14 protein-coding genes, 1 tRNA gene and 1 other RNA gene are annotated in these 19245 nt (G+C 71.1%); 11 read left to right on the top strand and 5 right to left on the bottom strand.

What is annotated here, in order from left to right; all coding sequences use genetic code 11:
- Nucleotides 1-64 precede the first annotated feature (64 nt).
- The 5 genes from ftsE to ACWCHM_RS22475 all read left to right on the top strand — a co-directional run bounded on the left by ftsE (nucleotide 65) and on the right by ACWCHM_RS22475 (nucleotide 4161).
- Nucleotides 65-745: a cell division ATP-binding protein FtsE gene (gene ftsE, locus ACWCHM_RS22495; RefSeq protein ID WP_088642977.1), complete on the top strand. Its 681-nt coding sequence runs from the start codon at nucleotides 65-67 to the stop codon at nucleotides 743-745.
- 70 nt (nucleotides 746-815) lie between these two features.
- Nucleotides 816-1691 (top strand): permease-like cell division protein FtsX, encoded by an 876-nt coding sequence (ftsX, locus tag ACWCHM_RS22490; RefSeq protein WP_204956570.1) that lies wholly within the window; start codon nucleotides 816-818, stop codon nucleotides 1689-1691.
- Nucleotides 1692-1852: 161 nt separating this feature from the next.
- Complete coding sequence (gene smpB / locus ACWCHM_RS22485; RefSeq protein ID WP_204927317.1) at nucleotides 1853-2332, top strand: SsrA-binding protein SmpB; 480 nt, start codon at nucleotides 1853-1855, stop codon at nucleotides 2330-2332.
- Nucleotides 2333-2437: 105 nt separating this feature from the next.
- Nucleotides 2438-2813, top strand: a transfer-messenger RNA (tmRNA) gene (gene ssrA / locus ACWCHM_RS22480).
- Between the two features lie 367 nt (nucleotides 2814-3180).
- Complete coding sequence (locus ACWCHM_RS22475) at nucleotides 3181-4161, top strand: hypothetical protein (RefSeq protein ID WP_454219703.1); 981 nt, start codon at nucleotides 3181-3183, stop codon at nucleotides 4159-4161.
- 150 nt (nucleotides 4162-4311) lie between these two features.
- Here ACWCHM_RS22475 and mdlC read toward each other — a convergent pair whose 3' ends face one another.
- Together mdlC and ACWCHM_RS22465 are read right to left on the bottom strand one after the other, a co-directional pair.
- Entirely contained in the window at nucleotides 4312-5907 is a 1596-nt protein-coding gene (gene mdlC, locus ACWCHM_RS22470; RefSeq protein WP_454219702.1) for a benzoylformate decarboxylase, read from the bottom strand.
- Nucleotides 5908-6064: 157 nt separating this feature from the next.
- Nucleotides 6065-6868: an S-methyl-5'-thioadenosine phosphorylase gene (locus tag ACWCHM_RS22465; protein ID WP_421489288.1), complete on the bottom strand. Its 804-nt coding sequence runs from the start codon at nucleotides 6866-6868 to the stop codon at nucleotides 6065-6067.
- A 141-nt stretch (nucleotides 6869-7009) separates the two neighbouring features.
- Between ACWCHM_RS22465 and ACWCHM_RS22460 the strand changes: the two genes are divergently transcribed.
- Nucleotides 7010-7609 carry a YqgE/AlgH family protein gene (locus ACWCHM_RS22460; RefSeq protein ID WP_204956574.1) on the top strand — a complete coding sequence of 200 codons (600 nt, stop codon included), beginning with the start codon at nucleotides 7010-7012 and terminating at the stop codon, nucleotides 7607-7609.
- 84 nt (nucleotides 7610-7693) lie between these two features.
- Nucleotides 7694-7766: transfer RNA gene (locus ACWCHM_RS22455), tRNA-Ala, on the top strand.
- A gap of 445 nt (nucleotides 7767-8211) precedes the next feature.
- On the opposite strand, the gene ACWCHM_RS22450 is transcribed toward ACWCHM_RS22455, so the two are convergent.
- On the bottom strand, nucleotides 8212-8340 hold the full coding sequence (locus ACWCHM_RS22450; protein WP_255553766.1) for a hypothetical protein: 129 nt from the start codon (nucleotides 8338-8340) through the stop codon (nucleotides 8212-8214).
- 519 nt (nucleotides 8341-8859) lie between these two features.
- On the opposite strand from ACWCHM_RS22450, the gene ACWCHM_RS22445 reads away from it, so the two are divergent.
- The 4 genes from ACWCHM_RS22445 to ACWCHM_RS22430 are packed head-to-tail and all read left to right on the top strand — an operon-like array spanning nucleotide 8860 to nucleotide 12436.
- Nucleotides 8860-9825 (top strand): ABC transporter substrate-binding protein, encoded by a 966-nt coding sequence (locus tag ACWCHM_RS22445; RefSeq protein WP_454219700.1) that lies wholly within the window; start codon nucleotides 8860-8862, stop codon nucleotides 9823-9825.
- A 51-nt stretch (nucleotides 9826-9876) separates the two neighbouring features.
- Nucleotides 9877-10728: an ABC transporter permease gene (locus tag ACWCHM_RS22440; protein WP_204956576.1), complete on the top strand. Its 852-nt coding sequence runs from the start codon at nucleotides 9877-9879 to the stop codon at nucleotides 10726-10728.
- A complete protein-coding gene (locus ACWCHM_RS22435) occupies nucleotides 10725-11567 on the top strand; it encodes an ABC transporter permease (RefSeq protein ID WP_454219699.1) in 843 nt (280 codons plus the stop codon). The genes ACWCHM_RS22440 and ACWCHM_RS22435 overlap by 4 nt, the downstream gene beginning before the upstream one ends.
- Before the next feature lie 23 nt (nucleotides 11568-11590).
- Nucleotides 11591-12436: an ABC transporter ATP-binding protein gene (locus tag ACWCHM_RS22430; protein ID WP_454219698.1), complete on the top strand. Its 846-nt coding sequence runs from the start codon at nucleotides 11591-11593 to the stop codon at nucleotides 12434-12436.
- Nucleotides 12437-12560: 124 nt separating this feature from the next.
- Here ACWCHM_RS22430 and ACWCHM_RS22425 read toward each other — a convergent pair whose 3' ends face one another.
- Both ACWCHM_RS22425 and ACWCHM_RS22420 read right to left on the bottom strand, forming a co-directional pair.
- Nucleotides 12561-16649 carry an Ig-like domain-containing protein gene (locus ACWCHM_RS22425; RefSeq protein WP_454219696.1) on the bottom strand — a complete coding sequence of 1363 codons (4089 nt, stop codon included), beginning with the start codon at nucleotides 16647-16649 and terminating at the stop codon, nucleotides 12561-12563.
- Nucleotides 16650-16948: 299 nt separating this feature from the next.
- Entirely contained in the window at nucleotides 16949-19165 is a 2217-nt protein-coding gene (locus ACWCHM_RS22420; RefSeq protein ID WP_454219695.1) for a DUF4153 domain-containing protein, read from the bottom strand.
- Between the last annotated feature and the right edge of the window lie 80 nt (nucleotides 19166-19245).

The following is a 19245-nucleotide window of genomic DNA, read 5'->3' as shown; positions in this document are numbered from 1 at the left end:
CGCGCCCCGCATCGGCGGGGCGTGCCACTTGGCTCTGCGGTTACACCGCGTAGACTCACGACCCGTGATTCAGCTTGAGCAAGTGACGAAGACGTACCCGAAGGCGTCCCGGCCTTCGCTCGACAACGTGTCCGTCTCGATCGAGAAGGGCGAGTTCGTCTTCTTCATCGGGCCATCCGGCTCCGGCAAGTCCACGATCATCAAGATGCTGCTGCACGAGGTCGCCCCCAACAAGGGCCGGGTCATCGTCAACGGCAAGGACGTCACGTCGATGCGCTCCTGGAAGCGACCCCACTTCCGGCGCTCCATCGGCTGCGTCTTCCAGGACTTCCGGCTGCTGCCGAACCGCACCGCCTACGAGAACGTGGCGTTCGCCCTGGAGGTGATCGGCAAGACCAAGGCGGTGGCCCGCCGGGTCGTGCCCGAGGTGTTGGAGCTGGTCGGCCTCGGTGGCAAGGAGCACCGGTACCCGCACGAGCTGTCCGGTGGCGAGCAGCAGCGGGTCGCGGTGGCGCGGGCGTTCGTGAACCGCCCGCTGATCCTGCTGGCGGACGAGCCGACCGGAAACCTGGACCCGGACACCTCGATCGAGATCATGCGTTTGCTGGACCGGATCAACCGCACCGGCACGACCGTCGTGATGGTCACACACGACTCCAACATCGTGAACCAGATGCGCCGTCGCGTCGTCGAGATCGAAAGCGGCCGCATCGTGCGCGACCAGGCCCGCGGCGTCTACGGGTGAGCCGGCGCTCCACCCCTGCCGTACGACCTGACGACGAACACCTCACGCCGGAGAGCCGGAGGAACACCCGATGCGGATGAAGTATGTCCTGTCCGAGGTACTGGTCGGACTGTGGCGCAACGTCACCATGACCGTCGCGATGATCATCACGATGGCGGTCTCGCTGACCATGCTCGGCGCCAGTGGCCTGATGTACAAACAGGTCGGCGACATGAAGGACCTCTACTACAAGAACGTGGAAGTCTCGATCTTCCTGAAGACCGACGTCACCGAGCAGCAGCGCACCGACCTCGACGCCAAGCTGAAGAGCGATCCCCTGGTCAAGGAGGTCCTCTACGTCAACAAGGATGAGGCGTACAAGACCTTCAAGGAGATGTACCAGGACGCGCCCGACCTGGTGAACGCCGTGAAGCCGGACCTGCTGCCCGAGTCGTTCCGGCTGAAGCTGGTCAACCCGGAGCAGTACAAGAACATCTACGACCAGTACCAGGGCACCGAGGGGGTCGACGTGATCGTCGACCAGAGCCGGCTGCTGGACAAGATCTTCAACGTGCTCACCGCGATCCAGAACATCGCGCTGGCCGCCGCGGTGGTGATGGCGATCGCCGCGCTGCTGCTGGTCGCGAACACCATCCAGGTGGCCGCGTACAGCAAGCGGCGTGAGGTCGCGGTCATGAAGCTGGTCGGCGCGTCGAACTGGTTCATCCAGGCGCCGTTCGTGCTGGAGGCGGTGGTCGCCGGCCTGATCGGCTCGTTGCTGGGCCTGATCGCGCTGATCGGGGCGAAGCAACTGCTGTTCAGTGGCTCGTTGAAGGCGTTGGAGGGGCTGCTCTCGCCGGTCCAGTGGTCGGACATCTTCCTGATGTTCCCGCTGATGGCCGGCGTCGGTGGCCTGATCAGCGCTGCCACCGCCTGGGTCACGCTCCGCTTCTACCTGCGGGTCTAGTCACGCTTGCGCCTGCGGCTCTGGTCACCGCAGGGCTCTCCGACAAGGACCCTCCCGGGCCGGGAAGAAACGGCGCGGGAGGGTCCTTGTCGTTCGGGTAGCATGATCCCCGCTCACCGGCCGGGTGGTCGGTGCGCGTAGTGGAAGGGAGGTGGCGCCGGATGCCACGGGAAAAGGGTCGCAAGGTGGTCGCCTCCAACCGGAAGGCCCGCCACGACTACGCCATCCTCGACACGTACGAGGCGGGCATGGCGTTGACCGGCACCGAGGTCAAGTCGCTGCGCGCCGGGCGGGCCTCGCTGGTCGACGCGTTCGCCCAGGAACGTGACGGTGAGCTGTTCCTGCACGGCATGCACATCCCGGAGTACACCCAGGGCACCTGGACCAACCACGAGCCCCGGCGTACCCGCAAGCTGCTGCTGAAGCGGATGGAGATCGACAAGTTGATCGGCAAGACCCGCGAGGGGGGCCTGACCATGGTCCCGTTGCAGGTCTACTTCTCCGACGGCTGGGCCAAGGTCGAGATCGCCCTGGCCAAGGGCAAGAAGTCGTACGACAAGCGGCAGGACCTCGCCAAGCGGGACGCCGACCGGGAGATCGCCCGGGTGTCGGGTCGGCGTGGCAAGGGAATGGACGACTGATTCATCCCCTTTGTCCGGCTCGACGGGCCGGACCGGGGCTCGGGATGAAACCCGTTGCGGCAGGCGTTAGTCTGGTCAGTGCCGCCACAACCGGCGGCCCGTCGAGGGGGTGACTGGTTTCGACTTCGTACGCAGCGACAGGGGAAGCGAGCCGAGGAAGCCGACGTCGTCTCGAGAATCGGTCGTCGGAAACCAATAAGCGCCAAGCAAAATCGCGCTGACTTCGCTCTCGCCGCCTGAGGCGAGTAGTGAGTCTGTCGGCCTGGGAACGCCTTCGTCCCAGTTAGCCGGCATCAGCTAGAAGGCTGGCCAATCGGACCCGGTCGCGGGGTCCGTGCGGCGAGATCAATCAGCGACTGGGCCCGTCACACCAACTTGCTCGCGTGAGCGGTGGGGCCGAGTAGAGGCATAGCGAGCTGCGCTCGGAGAAGCCCTGACAAACCGGCGAAGGACCCGGGTTCGATTCCCGGCACCTCCACCACCTCGATGATGCGCCCCGGTCCCCCAAGGACCGGGGCGCATCACTGTTCCCCTCCCGCCCCGCCTTGCCCCGCCCCGCCTTGCTCCGCCCGCCTTGCCTTGCCCCGCCTTGCCTCGTTGATCAAGAGGTTTGCGTCAGACCCGGCGCGGCGGGTGACGCAAACCTCTTGATCACCCGGCCTTGACGGGTGGCGCGTGGTGATCAAGAGGTTTGCGTCAGAGTCGGAGATCAACTTGACGCAGACCTCTTGATCACCGGGGCGGGCCCGGGGAGATGGTCTCGATCAACGAGGCGGGCGCGGTGGGTGGGCGGGGTGTGGTGCTGGGAGGGGAGGGAACCGGGAGGGGTGGGTGGGCGTCTCAGGGGGATGCGGCGACTCGTAGGGCTGGCGTGGGGGTTGGGGCTCGTGGTGGCGGTGGGTGGGTGTGCGGCAGCCGGGTCGGTGCCCGGTGGCGCGGTGCCCGGTGGTGTGGTGTCCGGTGGTGCGGTGGATGGTGAGCCGGGGAAGCAGCGGAAGGTGTTCGACGGGCGGGCCGTCGAGGTCGCCGGGGCCTGGCGGCCCGGTCCCGGGTGGTCGAGCGGATACCTGCCGTTGCAGGACGCCACGGTGCTCATGGGTCAGCCCGGCTTCGACGCCGGCACCGAGGCGGCCTTTCGTGCCGGCTGGTACCGGGACCAGATCGTGCTGCCGACCGACGTGCCCGCCGACGGAGCGATCCGGTTCCCCGACGGTGCCCTGACCGTCCCGCTGATCAGCGCCGCCGAGGCGTACCGGCAGCTCGACCAGGGGGACCCGCCGCCGTGCGAGGGGCGACCCCGGGGACCACGACCCTCCGAACCGACAGCCGGCACGCGGCCGGACGATCCCGTCGCGACCCAGGCTGCCTGCATTCCGCTCACGGTCACCGGGGTCACCCTGGGCACCGCCGAGGTACGTACCAGTCGGGGGGTCGCCGCCGTACCGGCCTGGATCTTCACTGTGGCGGAGCTGACCAGCCCGGTGGCCCGCCTGGCGGTGGCGCCCCGGGCGGTAACCGCCGCACCCGGTCCGGCGGCCCCGGACCGGCCCCTGCCGGACGGGGTGGCCGGTGCCGACCAGCTCCGCCGGGTCGACGGCGCCCGGCTGACGTACACGGTCGGCCTGGGCGCCTGCGACAGCGGACCCACCGCCCTGGTGTGGGAGAGCGACGACGTGGTGGTGGTCGGCGGCGGGGTGGTCCGGGGCACCGGCGAGTGCATCGACCTGGCGGTGTTCAAACCGGTCACCGTGACGTTGGCGGCCCCGCTCGGGAAACGGCCGGTGCTCGACGTCGCCACCGGCCGGGTGCTCACCCTGACCGCCCACTGACCCGCTCCGGGCTTCCCGTCCGAACGTCGCACGCTCGCGTTGATCAAGAGGTTTGCGTCACGTCGGTCGATCAGGATGACGCAAACCTCTTGATCAACGCGGACAAGCGAGCCGGGCGGACAAGTGAGCGGGGTGCGGCCAGCCTCACTGTCAGAGGAGGGTGGGGATGGCGGTGCTGATCGGTGTGGGGAGCACCGTGGGGCCGTCGGCACGTAGCGCCCCGGTGAGCGCGTCGGCCAGGTCGGGCAGCGCGTCGACGACGCGGGTGGCGCAGCCGTAGCCCCGGGCGATGGCGGTGAGGTCCAGGCCCGGCAGGTCCAGTCCGGGCACGCCCGGGGTGGACTTCAGCTCGGCGAACGCCTTGAGGATGGCGTACTGCTGGTTCACCGGGACCAGCACGACCACCGGCAGCCGCAGCTGCGCGGCGGTCCACAACGCCTGCACCGAGTAGTGGAAGGAACCGTCCCCGATCACCGCGACCACCGGCCGACCCCGCCCGGTGTCCCGCTCGGCGAGGGCGATACCGACGGCGGCGGGCAGCCCGTAGCCGAGCCCTCCGCTGGCCATGGTGAAGTACGACGCCGGGCGGGTCACCGGGAGTCGACGCCGCAACGCCGCGAGGTTCGACGGTGACTCCTGCACCAGCACCCCGTCGGCGGGCCAGCAGGCGGCCAGCGCGGCGAAGAGCGCGTCCGCGTCGGGCGGGTTGTCGGTGCCCGGCGGTTCCGGCGTCGGGCGGGGCGGCGGCGTCGGCCGGTCGGCCGCCGGCAGCAGGTCCAGCAGCGCGGCCAGGGTCAACCCGGCGTCACCGAGCAGGCTGTCGCCCACCGGGGCCCGTGCCGCCTCGTCCGGGTCGTCGGTGACGTGCAGCAGCCGAGCCCCGGGCGGCAGGTGGTCGCCGGGCACGTGCGGGTAGTAGCGGAACACCGGCGCGCCGACCACCAGCACCACGTCGTGCCCGGTGAGTTTCTCGGCCAGCGGGGCGATCGCGTACGGCAGCACCCCCCGGTAGTGCGGGTGGTGCTCCGGGAACGCGGCCCGCTCCGGTGCCGGCGCTGACCAGACCGGCGCGGCGAGCCGCTCGGCCACCGCCGCCGCCACCGGCCAGGCGGTGGCCCGGTCCACCGCAGCACCGAGCACCAGCACCGGGTTGCGGCTGGCGGCCAGCAACGCGGCGAACTCCCGCAGCCGACGCGGGTCGGGGGCGAACCGGGTGGCCACCGTCCGCACCTGCGGTGGTGGGTCCGCCGGCTGGTGCCAGTCGTCCAACGGCAGGGAGAGGTAGACCGGGCCGCTCGGTGGTTGCGCCGCCGTGGCGTACGCCCGCATGAACGCCGCCGGGACGTCCTGCGCCCGCACCGGCTCGTGGCTCCACTTCACGTACGGCTGGGGCAGCTCGGTGGGGTGCCGGTTGGCCAGCCGGGGCTCCATCAGCAGCATCTCCCGGCTCTGCTGCCCGGCGGAGACGATCAGCGGTGTCCGGTTGTGCCAGGCGGTGACCAGGTTGCCCATGCCGTTGCCGGTGCCCGGGGCGGTGTGCAGGTTGACGTGCGCCGGCCGGCCGGTGGCCTGGGCGTAGCCGTCGGCCATGGCGACCGCCGACGCCTCGTGCAGGGCGTGCACGTAGTGGAAGTCGGCCGGGAAGTCCTGGAGGAACGGCTCCTCGGTCGAGCCGGGGTTGCCGAAGACCGTGGTCAGGCCGAGGGCGCGGAGCAGGTCGTAGGTGGTCTCCCGGACGGTCGCCATCGCCCTCCACCTCCGCGTCCCCGACCCGCCGGTGTCCGCCGGGACCGGGTCCCTGACCTGCCGAATCTATCGGGTGGCAGGCGGCGCTCCGTGCGCTTTGCCGGCTATTGCCCTGTCCGGGGGCTGCCGGGAGCACGTCCGGGCCGTGCGGCGACGGTCAGGGGAGGGGGAACGGGGTCCGGATGCCGTCCAGCGCGTGCCCGCAGGGGCAGTCGCGGTCGGTGGGCAGGGCGGCCACCGCGTCCAGCAGTACGCCCCGCAGCCGGTCGGTGTTCTCGCCGAAGACCCGGAACACCTCCTCCTGGGTGACCGAGTCGCCCGCCTCCACCCCGGCGTCCAGGTCGGTGACCAGCGCGATGGAGGTGTAGCAGAGGGCCAGCTCGCGGGCGAGCACCGCCTCCGGGTGGCCGGTCATGTTGACCACCGTGCCGCCCATCGCGGCGTACCAGCGGGATTCCGCACGGGTGGAGAAGCGCGGCCCCTCGACCACCACCACCGTGCCGCCGTCGACCGCCGGCACGTCGCGCCCGGCCGCCGCGTCGAGCAGGGTACGCCGCCCCACCGGGCAGTACGGGTCACCGAACGTCACGTGCACCGCGCCCTGGTCGTAGTAGGTCTGCACCCGGCCGCTGGTGCGGTCGATGAGCTGGTCGGGCACCACGAACGTGCCGGGGCCCAACTCGGGGCGCAGCCCGCCGACGGCGCAGGGGGCGAGCACCTGGCGTACTCCCAACGTGCGCAGTGCCCACAGGTTCGCCCGGTACGGAATCAGGTGCGGGGGGTGGCGGTGATCACGCCCGTGCCGGGGCAGAAACGCCACCGAACGGCCGCCCACGGTGGCGATGGTGAGCACGTCAGAGGGGGTGCCGTACGGGGTCTCGACCTGGTGTTCCGTGGCGTCGTCGAGGAGCGCGTACAGCCCCGAACCGCCGATCACCGCGATGTCCGCCGTCGGACCCATCGATCCTCCCTCGACCGCCCTCGATCACCTGTCGGTCAGACCTTAGCCACCGCACCGGGTGCAGGCTATGGTGCCAGGCATGGCGGTGACAGCACAGTTGGTCGGTGGTGCCCGGTTGTCGGACCCGGTGCGCGGCTGACGATGTCCGAGACGCAGGGGGAGGGACCGGCGATCAGCGGTCGTGCCGTGGAGTCGATGACCGGGCGGCTGCTGGTCGCGACACCGGCCCTCAAGGACCCGAACTTCGATCGTACGGTGGTGCTGCTGGTCGCCCACGAGGCCAACGGTGCGCTCGGGGTGGTGCTCAACCGGGCCACCGAGGTGGCCGTCGCGGACGTCCTCGGCGAGTGGAGCGATCTCGCCCGCCACCCGGCGGTGCTCTTCGAGGGCGGCCCGGTGCAGCCGGAGTCGGCGATCTGTCTGGCCCGGATGCGTCATCCGATGCGCCGGTTGAAGGGTTTCCAGCCGATCTCCGGCGCGGTGGGCACGATCGACCTGTCCTCCGATCCGGAGCGGATGCGTGACAGCATCGGCGGCATCCGGGTCTTCGCCGGCTACTCCGGCTGGGGGTCCGGGCAACTGGAGCAGGAGATCGAGGACGGCTCCTGGTTCGTGCTCGACGCGCTGCCCGGTGACGCCTTCGTCGACCGCCCGGACGACCTCTGGCCGATGGTGCTGCGCCGGCAGGGTGGCATGATGGCGGCGGTCGCGCATTTCCCGCCGGACGTCGCGTTGAACTGATCGGCAGGGGACCCCCGCGAGATGACCATGCTCGGCCGCGTGTGTATAGTTCTCTCCGTGCCCGGGCGACCGGGACGACCGCAAGGGGCCGTGGCGCAGCTGGTAGCGCACCACACTGGCAGTGTGGGGGTCAGGGGTTCGAGTCCCCTCGGCTCCACCCTTGAGGCAACAGGTCAGCGGCCTGGTCGAGTATCGACCGGGCCGCTTTTCCGTGTCCGGCCCCGGTTGACGACGCCACCCGGGGCACGGGCAGCCTGAGTCGACGGTGGGTTGACGTCGTCGGCCACCCGGGCACCGGGTCGGTGACGCGGGGTGGCCGGTCGTCGTGACTGCGCCCGTACCGGGCCGGCCACCCGCGTACTGGGGTGTGGGACCGGCCCACCTGCCCGGCTGGGGTTGCGGGGGTGGGCGGGTCTCCTGCGCCGGGGCCGGCCGCGACGACGCCGGTGGGGCCGTCGGGGGTACGGGCGGGGAACTGCCGCAGTTTCCGGGGTGCTGGGGTCACCGACTACGGGCGGCCCGGCCACCCGGTGGGCGGCAGCGGCCGGTGCGGTAGGTGTTTCCGGATCCGGGCAGGGTGCGCCTGGGCGCGGAGCTGCCGATCAGAACGGGACGAGTGCCTTGCCCGCGCCGGTGCCGGGGCGGATGGCGGGGAACTCCGGTCCCTTCCAGTGGCCGATCGGCGCGCGGGTGATGGCGGGAACGGCCGCGACGGGCTCTTCCACGCTCATGTCCACTCCCGGGGGCCGACGGCATCTGGTGGAGAAGCTAGCCGCCACTGCCGGCCCGGTCAACCACGGAGGATGGATCGTTACCTGCCCGCCGACCTGCGCGTTCGCCGGGTTGCGAGGACGCCGGTACACACCGGCTTGGCGTAATGCGAGATATCGTTTCGCATCTTGACAGGGGTTTTCGTGCCCCGTACCTTCGCTGCAAGTCGGCGAGGCGTCAGGGTGCTGCTGGGGTGCAGCCCGACCGCCCGAACCGGCCGTGACCAGCGTTGCCCGGCCATGCCGTGACGCCGTCTGCGGTTCTCGCGGCCCTGATTGATCCCTCCCAATCTGGCAGTTCAGGCATTCCGCACCATCACCGAGTCGATGCAGTTCGCGTCGGACCCGCGCCGCAGCAGCCAGGCGGCCGTATCCGTCGCGGCGGAGCCGTCCCTTCGTACCCACCGAGCCCTCATCCCCGCCGCCGACGTCGGCGGCGGGAGACGTCGGGCCACGCGCGAAGCACATAGGAGCATCACGATGAACACACGACGTACCGGTGCGATGGTCGCCCTTGCCGCACTGCTCTTCACGAGCGCCTGCGGGGGCGCCGAAGGCGCTGCAGACAGCGCGGACGGCACCACGAAGGTTTCCGTCACGACGTTCGGCTGCGAAATCTGGAACACCTGGGCGATCGGGAAGGGCGTCTACGGCAAGCACCGCCTCGACGTCGAGCTGGTCCGCTCCGGAGGTGGCTCGGCGGCGGTCGCCGCAGTCCTGTCCGGCGCGGCCGACTTCGGCTACGTCAACGGCTACACCGCGATCAACGCCTACAACACCGGTTTCCCGATCCAGATGGTGTCCGGGGTGAACGTCAACGCGTTGCCGCCGGCGAAGCCCGCGCAGGGCGTCTTCGTCGGCAAGGACTCCCCGATCAAGGCGGCCACCGACCTCGCCGGCAAGAAGATCGCGGTCAACGAGATCAACGGCATCAACCAGATCGTGACCGCGAGCTGGCTGAAGGCCAACGGGGTCGAGCCGGACAGCGTCAGCTTCGTGGCACTGCCCTTCGCCGAGCAGGTACCCGCCGTGCTCAGCGGACGGGTCGACGCCGCGCAGCTGGGCTACTCGCTGCTGGGCAACAACAACGACAACGTCCGCAGCCTGGCCGACCCCTTCGCCAGCAGCGACAAGATCTACATCGCGACCTACGTCGCCGCCAAGAGCTTCGTCGGCAAGGGCGACGCCGCCAAGCGCTTCCACGAGGCGATCACCGAGACCGCGCAGCAGCTCAGCGACCCGGCCAACACCGCCGAGGCGTTCCGGTTGCTCTCCGAGTGCCAGAAGGTGCCGGCGGAGACCCTCGCCGCCCAACCGCAGAACGCCCTCGAAGCGGACGTCGACGTCGCCGCGCTGGACCGGATGGCCCAGCAGATGGTCGACCTGAAGATGCTCCAGAAGAAGCCCGACCTGGGGCCCTTCGTCACCGACTTCGCGCGGTCCTGACCTGTCCTGTCGTCGCGGAAGGCGGGCCACCATGAGGGGAGAGGACGTGACATGGCGTCGGACGTCCACGTGATTGACCAGGTCGAGGCGGACGCCCGACCCACCGGCGGGCCTGTCGCGGCCCGCCGGTGGGGCCCCACACCCGACTGGGTGCTGGGCGTGGCGGGCGTGGTGACCATGTTCGTGCTGTGGGACCTGGTGGTCCGGGCCGGGGCGGTCTCGGTGGACTCCCTGCCGTACCCGGTGGACACCCTGCAACGCGCTGGCGAACTGCTCGTCGACGCGACGTTCCTGACCGAGGTGGCGCAGACCCTGTGGGCGTGGCTGTTGGCCATGCTCGTCGCCAGCGCCGTCGGCATTCCGCTGGGGCTGACCCTGGGCTACTTCTCCGCCCTCTACCGGCCGTCGTCCTCGGTGGTGCACGCCGGACGGTCGATCCCCTCCTCGGCGTTCCTGCCGATCGCCATCCTGATGTTCGGCCTCGGCACCCAGATGAAGGTGTCCCTGGCGATCTACGCGATCTTCTGGCCGATTCTGCTCAACGCGATGTACGGCGTCCGCGACACCGAACCGCTGATGCTGGCCACGGGGCGGAGCATGGGCTGGACGCGTATCCGGCTACTGACCCGGGTGGTGCTGCCGTCGGCGGCCCCGTCCATCGCCACCGGGCTGCGGGTGGCCAGCTCGACGGCGCTCATCGTGGTGCTCTCCGCCGAACTGCTCGGGGCCACCAACGGGGTGGGAACGGTGATCACCACGTACCAGCAGGCGCAGCGACCCGACTTCGTCTACGCGGGCATCCTGCTCGTCGGCCTGCTCGGAATGGGCCTCTACTACGGCTTCAACCTGGTCGAACGCCTGGTGGTGCCGTGGGGCCAGGCACAGCGGGAGGGTGGACGATGAGCGGGCAGGGACTGAGCCGGCCGGTGGTCACGTCGGCGCTGGCGGTGGGACGCGGGGTGCGGTCGCTGTGGCTGCTCGCCCTGCTGCTGGTGGTGTGGGAGGTCGCCGCCCGGAGGGTGGGCTCCCTGTTCGTGCCGCCGGTGTCGCAGATCTTCGGCGCGTTCGTCGACACCTGGCTGTCCGCGTCGCCGTCGTCGCTGTTCCTCAGCTCCCAGTTCCGGGTCGACGTCCTGCCGAGCCTCGTCCGGCTCGGCCTGGGCTACGGCGCGGCGACGGTGCTCGGCGTCGGCCTCGGCATCCTGATCGGGGTGTGGCGGCCGGCCGGCGCGTTCTTCAACCCGCTGATCCGGCTGGGCATGTCGGTGCCGGTCACCGCTCTGCTGCCCATCGCCATCGTGCTGTTCGGCATCACCAGTGGGATGAACGTCTTCCTCATCGCGCTGGGCTGCCTCTGGCCGATCCTGATCAACACCTACGACGGCGTCCGGGGCATCGACCGTACGGTGGTCACCGCCGCCCGGAGCCTGCGACTGACCCGGCGGCGCTACTTCCTGCGGGTCCTGCTGCCCGGCGCCAGCCCCGCGATCTTCGCGGGCATGCGGATCAGCATCGGGATCGCGCTGGTCCTGATGGTGATCTCCGAGCTGTACGCCGCCACCGCCGGCCTCGGGTTCTACATCGTGAGCCAGCAGCGGCTGTTCCAGTTCCCGCAGCTGTGGTCGGCGATCGTCCTGCTGGCGCTGCTCGGCATCCTCTTCAACGCCATCTTCGCCCTGGTCGAGCGGGTGCTGCTGCGGTGGCACCGCAACGTGCGCCCCGACAGCGCCGAAAGCCACTGACCGACACCACGTAGGAGCCCCGGATGAACCCCGTGACGACCCGACCGCACCAGCCCGGTGCCGCCCTCGACACCGCCGTGCTCGACGTGCAGCAGCTGAGCAAGTCCTACCGGTCCCGCAAGGGCGACGTGCCCGCCGTACGCAGCATCGAGTTCGCCGTCCACGCCGGCCAGTTCGTGTCGGTGGTGGGGCCCTCCGGCTGCGGCAAGACCACCCTGATGATGTGCATCGCCGGGCTGCTGCCCATCTCCGGCGGTGCGGTGATGTTCCGGGGGGAACGCATGTCCGGCCCCCGCGACGGCGTGGCGGTCGTCTTCCAGGACTACAGCCGCTCGCTGTTCCCCTGGTTGACGGTCGAGAAGAACGTCGCCCTCCCGTTGCGCGACCGGGGCCTGCCCCGTGCCGAGATCCGGCAGCGGGTGCAGGAGTCGCTGGAGATGGTGGGCCTGGCCCACGCCGCCGGGTTGCACCCGTGGCAGCTCTCCGGCGGCATGCAGCAGCGGGTCGCCATCGCCCGGGGGCTCGCCGTACGGCCGGAAATGCTGATCATGGACGAGCCGTTCGCGTCGGTGGACGCCCAGACCCGGGCCAGCCTGGAGGACCTGTTGCTCAAGGTCTGGGCGGAGACCGGTACGACGGTGCTGTTCGTGACCCACGACATCGACGAGGCCGTGTACCTGTCCGACCGGGTGGTCGTGCTGTCCCAGGGCCCCTCAGTGGTCGTGGCGGACCTGCCGGTCACCCTCGACCGACCCCGCGACCAGATCGCGACCAAGCAGACCCCGCTCTTCGGTGAACTCCGCGAGCACGTCTACTCCCTGGTCATGGCCTCGCAGCGGCGGACCTCCCTGTCAGGGGAGCCGAGCTGACCGGGTGAACCGGGTCGCGCCGATGCGGCCCAGGGGCGGGAACCGATGACGTGGCGGTGGTGCTGGGCGTCGCGTTCCGGCGGCACCGGAGGGACCCGGGAGGGGTCCCTCCGGTGCCGGACCGTCAGGTCCTGGTCAGGGTCACCTGAACCGTCTCACCCGGGCTCTGGCCGGCCGTGTTGGTGAACCCGACGGTGAACGTCACGTCCAGCCGACCGGTCTTGACCAGCGTCTGCCGGTACGCGGGTGCCACCGTCACGGTCACCGTCACCGTGTTCGCCTTCGCCACCTCCCGGCTGACCGCGTTGACCTTCTCCCCGCTGAGGGTGAGGGTGCCGGCGGTGTTGACCGTCGCGGTGAGCGTCGCCGTACCCGAGGTGGGGTCGGCCTCCACCTTGTCGATCCGTACGGTCGGGGCCGGGGTCGCCGGGTCGACCGTGCCGATGACCGGCTTGGACAGCGTCGACTGCCCGGACGAGTCGACCATCATCGCCTGGAACTTGACCTGCCTACCGGCGTCCTTCGCCGCCGGGGTCCAGTCGAACAGGTAGGGGGCGGTGGTGGTCGTGCCGACCAGGGTGCCGTTGACGAACAGGCTCGCCGAGGCGATGGCGAAGTCGTCGGTGCCCCGGATCAGCGGGTGCACGGTCGACCCGACCTGGAACACCGCCCCGCGTCCCGGGTCGGCCAGTTCGGCCGAGGGCGCGGCGTCGGCGACCCGGCCCACCCCGGTCGGCACCGCCGGTGGTGGGGTCGGCCGGCGCTTGGTGACGCTGACCGTGGCGCTGCCGGTGCCGTCCACGCCGGAGATCGCCTCGATGCCGGTGGCCGGGACCGCCGGTCCGCCCGGGACCGGTTGCCCGCTGCCGAGGTAGCTGCCGGTCAGCGCGAACGGAGCGCCCTCGCGTACGGCGGTGTTGTCGGCGTTGGCGTTGTAGACGGCGAACCCGTTGCCGGTGAGCACGTTGCGGTAGCCGGTGAGCGCCCCGGCCGTCTCGGTGCCGGCGTCGGTGAGCAGGATGCCGTACGACCGTTGGGGTGCGGGCGGGTAGTAGTTCCCGGTGATCCGGCTGGTGTTCACGAAGCCGTCCGTTCCGCTGGCGTACTGGATGCCGGTCTGCGGGAACCGGCTGTTCGGCTCGCCGGTGACCACGGTGTCGGTCACGTACCCGTGTTGGCGGATGCCGGAGCGGACGGTGGTCTCGGGGGTGCCGTCGCGGCCCCGCGCGCCGTCGAAGAGGATGCCGCCGGACTGGTAGCCGCTGACCACGCTGCCGGTGACGGTCAGCTCGCTCTCGACGGTGCCGGTGCCGGCCCCCCGGATGATGCCGGTCTTGACGATGCCCCAGCCGTGCGGGTGGGCGGCGAGTTCCTCGTCGGTGGTCGCCACCCGCAGCGGGCCGACGACGCTGTCGGCGACCCGGCCGGCCGCGCCGAAGAACGCGATGCCCGCCTCGGCCCAGACGTCGCCGGAGGTCACCGTCACGCCGGAGAGGTCGAGGAACATCTCGTTGGTGTCGGTCGAGCCGAGCGACTGCCGGGACACGGTGATCACGTTGCCGCCGCCGTCGCGCAGGTACGGCTGGTCGCCGGCCAGGTTCCCCAGTGACGGATCGGGCTTGATGGTGACCTTGTCCGCGCCGGCCCCCTTGATCTTCAGGGGCTTGGTGATGGTCAGGCCGTTGCGGGCACCGGTCTGCACCGGGTTGGACGCATGGTTCACCGGCGTCGACGACTCCTGGTAGACGCCCGCGCACACCACGATGGTGTCCCACGGCGAGGCGAAGTCGACGGCCCGCTGGATCGAGGTGAAGTCGGCCGTCGGGCACTGCTTCCGGTCGTCGTCGACCGTCCACGTGGTGTTGCCCTGCGGGTTGGCCACCGGGTCGACGAGCGCGACGTTGCCCGGGGTGTTGTCGTAGCCCGCGAGGTAGGTCGCCGGGTCGGGGCCGCCGAGGGCGGACGGGCCGTGGCCCGCGCCGTCGGCCCGGTCGCCGTCGGACAGCAGTTGTGCCCCCGCGTCGGATTCCTGGAAACGTACGTCGGCCAGCTCGATCGAGCCGGACTTCGGCATGTCACCCACCCCGAACCGGAGTTCCAGCTTCGCCAGCGCACCGACGTCGACGCCCTGCGCCGCGAACTCGGCGAGCGGGACCCGGATCTGGTCCAGGACGATGTGGGTGTTCGGGGTGTTCGTGCCGGTCGACATGTGCAGGGCGTTGCCCCAGCGGGGGTCACCGGCGTCGACGGTCCCCTCGTGACCGGCGGCGTCGCGCAGCGCGATGACGAACCGCTGGGTGGTCGAGGCCGGGTCGTACGACGTGGGCTTCTCGTTGGGCCAGACCGGGTTGGTCGGGGTGCCGTTGACGGTGGTGTCCCGGGTGTTGTCGCCCCGGTTGTCGGCACCCGGGTTGCGGGTGTCGAAGAAGTTCACGGCGGCGCTGAGCGCCAGCGCCTTCAGGTGCCGTACGTCGGCGGACGCGGCCGGGATCGCGGCGGTCAGCGACGCGGTCGAGCCCGGTTCCCAGGCGAGGGTGAGCTGGCGACCGTAGGAGTGGTTGATGGGGCTGTTCTCCCGGGTGCCGTTCTGCCCGCCGAGCGCGCCGGCCGCCGGCAGTGGGCAGGGCTTGGCGGCGGTCGGCAGCCCGGTCTTACCGAGCTGCGCCGGGGCGAAGTCCTGCGGCTCCGGGTTGCACCAGTCGTACCCGCCGGGGGTGCTCGCCGGTTTCGGGGTGACCCCGGCGGCCTGCGCGTACGGGTCGGCGAAGCCGCTGCCGGTCAGGGTTCCGCCGAGGGCGTTACGGGTGAGCGGGTTGTTGACCTCGGGCCGGATCACGTCCACCCGTTCCTGCGGGGCGGCGAAGTAGCTGGTGTTGACCCGTTCGTCGCATCCGATCGCGGTGCCGGACGGGCTGGTCGGGCAGGCCGACGCGGGGACCTGGAGGCCACCCGGGGTGTTGGCCAGCTCACCTGTCAGATAGGGCTGGAACGCGCCCTCGCCGCCGACGTAGCGACGGAAGAACGCCGCCATCGTCGCCAGGCCCAGCTTCTCCTGGTCGCCCATCCGCGCCGCGTCGCCGGAGAACTTGGTGTTCACGGCGGGGTTCAGCGGGTCGGAGTTGTCGATGGCGTAGTTCAGCGCCGGGTCGGTGTAGCTGGCCGCGCCGCTGAGCCGCAGGTTGTGCGGATGGATGTTGTTGGTCGCGAACGGGGCCGAGTTGCCGCAGGCCGCGTCGTTGTTGGCCTGGCCGTCCGCGCCGCCGTCGGCGTACCAGACGGTGTTGTACCAGTTGTGGATCGCGCCGAGGTGCTCCACCTGGATGCGGGGGAACGGGTCGCCAGGGTTGACGTACTGGCTGCGTTCGAACAGCCGCGCGCCCTGGAGGTTGGAGACGTCGCCGTCGCACATCGGCAGGATCGACAGGTACGGCATCCCGTACGGGGCCTTGCGCTCGTAGTCCACCGGGGCGAGCGAGATGACCCCGCGCAGCGGGTAACGCGGGCCGTCGGTGCGGATGCGGTTGTAGTCGATGAAGCTGGACACCGCGTCACCGCCACGCGAGTGGCCCATCAGGCCGATCCGGGTCAGGTCGAGGCGGCCGGCGAGCGTGGTGCCGACGGTGGTGTGCTCGTCGACGGGCAGCCCACCGGGGCGGTTCGCCGCGCTCAGCGCGTCCAGGGTGGCGGCGATGAGCATCCGCCGGCTGTGCATGCCCTTGCCCTTGCTGCTGTCCTGCCGCATCATCAGCTGGTCCTGGGACACCGAGAAGGTGGTGTAACCCCAGGTGGCGAGGTTCTCCGCGAGGTAGGCGTAGCCGTTCTCGTTATGCTTGAACTGGGCGCAGGTGAGCTGGGCGGTGTCCTGGCCCGAGTCGCACGAGCCGTGGTTGCCGTGCACCAGCACGAGCACCGGCGACGGCGTGGTACGTCGGGTGAAGTCCGGTGTGTACAGCTGGCCCCGGATCTCGATCCGCTCCGCGGCCTGTGCCGTTCCGGCCGTCGGGTCGGCGCCTGAGGAGTTCGGTTCCTGAATGCTGGCGAGGCCGAGTTTGGCCTCCTGGACGGCCTGGTGTCCGAAGGGGCCACGGGCCGTCGGGTCGGGCAGGTCGGTCGTGGACGCCGCAGGCGGCGCGACCGCAGTGGGTGACGCCGCGGTGGCCGGCCCCGCCAGGGCCACCGGGGCGGTCACCGCGACGATCACCGAGAGGAGCACGCGCGTGCTCCTCGATGTTCGTACCTTCAAAGGTTTCTCCTCGGAGCGAGATTGAGCGTTCAACGGTCGCGAACGCTAACCAGCCCTCGTTTCTCCGAGGTTTCCGTCGACAGCGATTTTTCGGTTGATCGAATACTGGCCTACCAGGGGAAATGCGCCCTCGTCGGTAACTCGGCGGGTAATCGGACGGGTGCTGGAATTGCGGATGGTCACCGCTATTCCCGCAATCCGTTTATCCCGGTCATGTCGGGGCAGCGTGGGTGGAACCGTTCGTCGGTGGCGAGGGCGGTGCGGGGAGGTCAGCGCGGGGCGCGTCGGGTCTTCGGCAGGTCGAACTGGTCGGCGGCCTTGCAGTCCTTCTGCCCGCCGACCGCGCCCGGGCCCAGCCGCTTCAACTCCGCGCGGGCCCGGCTACGGCCCAGGTTCCAGGCGTACCACGGGTCGGGCTCGGCGAGGTCGTCGTCGATCCAGCTCAGCGTGCACCGGCGCACCCGGTCCGGCAGGTTGGCCAGGGCGGGGGTGGCGTCGGCGGAGAGCGCCCGCAGGTACCAGGCGTCGATCTTGCCGGATTGCTCGTACCTGGCGATGTTGCGGCGGGCCGCGTAGTCCTCCGGATTGAGCACGGCCAGGCTGAGCAGCATCACCACGGCCAGCCCGACGGTGACGCCGGGGATCCACCGGCCCCGCCACCGTACGCCCGCCGCCAGGATCATCAGGAAGACCGCGCCGAGCAGCAGCTCGAACGCCATCACGAAGATCCGTTCCCCGGTGAAGCTGTAGACCTTCTGGTAGGTGTACATCCGCGACAGCGCCGACACCACGATCACCACACTGAGCACGCTGATCAGCCCGAGCAGGGCCCGCAGCAGGACCCGTTCGGCCCGGGTCTCGCGTCGCGCCCAACGGCTGACCCCGCCCAGCACGGCCACGGTCAACAGGGTCACCACGGTGAGCTGCCAGAATCCGCTGCGCGCGTACTCGGCGTAGCTCAGCCCGGCGGTACGCAGGACGTGCCGCTGACCGCCGAAGAGCACCGTGAACTGCACCGCGACGAAACCGACGAAGAGCAGCGTCAGGGCGGCGATGGCCGGGGCCCACTCCAGCATGCCCAGCCGACGCCGACCCTCCCGGTCGACGGTCGACAGGTCCGGTGGCGCGGCCAGGGTGTACGTGGCGGCGACGGCGATCAACCCGCCGACGGCGGCCAGGAAGAGCCAGCGGAACACCGTGCCGACGTTGACCTCGGGCACGACCGCGCCGAGCACCTGGTCGAACGCGGCGTCGGCGGAGGACAGCAGCAGCCCGAACACGAGCAGCACCACGGCGGTGGCGGCGACCGAGCCGACGACCCGGCGCACCAGCTGGCCGCCGCCGGTGGCGGTCACGTGCCGGCGTACCCAGGGCAGCCCGCGCAGCGCCGCGAACGGGGCCGCGACCAGGCTGAACAGGATGGACCGGACCTGTCTGCCGCCCACGATCGCCAGGGTGGCGCAGCCCAGCGCCCCGAGGACGCAGAAGGTCACCAACCACCAGGCGTTACGGAAGGTCAGCACGGCCAGCAGCGCCAGCGCGGCCACCGCCCAGCCGCCCCGGATCATCATGTCGGCGCGGGTCAGCGCGTCGGCGTTGCGCCTGACGGCCGCGACCACCCCGACGGTGAGGACCAGCCAGCCGAGGAACCAACCGATGCCGGTGCGGCTCAGCGGGACGAAGAACGCCACGCCCAACGCCCCGGCCAGTACCGCCGCCGGCACCGCCCAGCCGGTGGCGGGCCGGGGACCGGGCCACCGGGCGCTCAGGAACGACGGCGGGGGCGGGACCGGGGCCCAGGATTCGGGCGCCCCACCCCACTGCGCCGGTCGGCCGCCGCCCGGCGGCGTGCCGAATGCGGCAGACCCCGGGCGGCCGAGGACGGCCTGCTGACCGGGGCCGGGCACGCCGGTCCCGGGTGGCGGTTGCTGGCCGGAGGGTACGGGTCGACCCGGGCCTTCCTGCGGGCCGGGCGTCACCGGGGCGGCGGCCGGGAGCGGGGCGGGCTGGGTCGGCGCGTCGTCCGCCGGGGCCGCCGCGGTGCGCGGTGCCGGCACGCTCACCGACCGGCCCGACCCATCTGCCGCTGCCTCGTCGGCCGCCGGGGCGGGCGTCGCCGGGGCCGGTGCCGTGGTTGCCGGTGAGCCGTCGGTGGCTGCTGCCGGGCCGGGCGGGGGCACCGGTGGCGCAGTGGCGACCGGGCCGGCCGGGCCGTCGCCAGCCGGGCCGGCCGCAAGGAGGGCCGGGGCTCCTCCGGCGGCCCCGGGCGCGGTGTCGCCGCTGGTCGGCACCAGGGGCAGGAAGAGCGCGTACCCGAGGGTGCCGTCCGGGACCTGGACCGGGATGGCCCAGCCGGGCTCACCCTCCCGACCGGGCCACCTGATCGCCGGCGGCAGCCCTTCCTGGGCGGGCACGGTCAACAGGTACGGCACTCCGGCCGGCGGGCTGCCCCCGGGGGAGTGTGAGGTCGGTTCCGGTTCGGACACGTACGCTCCTTGATACGGCACGTGCGGTCACTGTAGAGGCAACCGACCCCCGCCGCCGGCCCGCACGCCGTACCGTCGAA

It is taken from the genome of Micromonospora sp. SCSIO 07396 (assembly GCF_053667945.1).
This window is presented reverse-complemented; position numbering and strand designations above follow the sequence as displayed.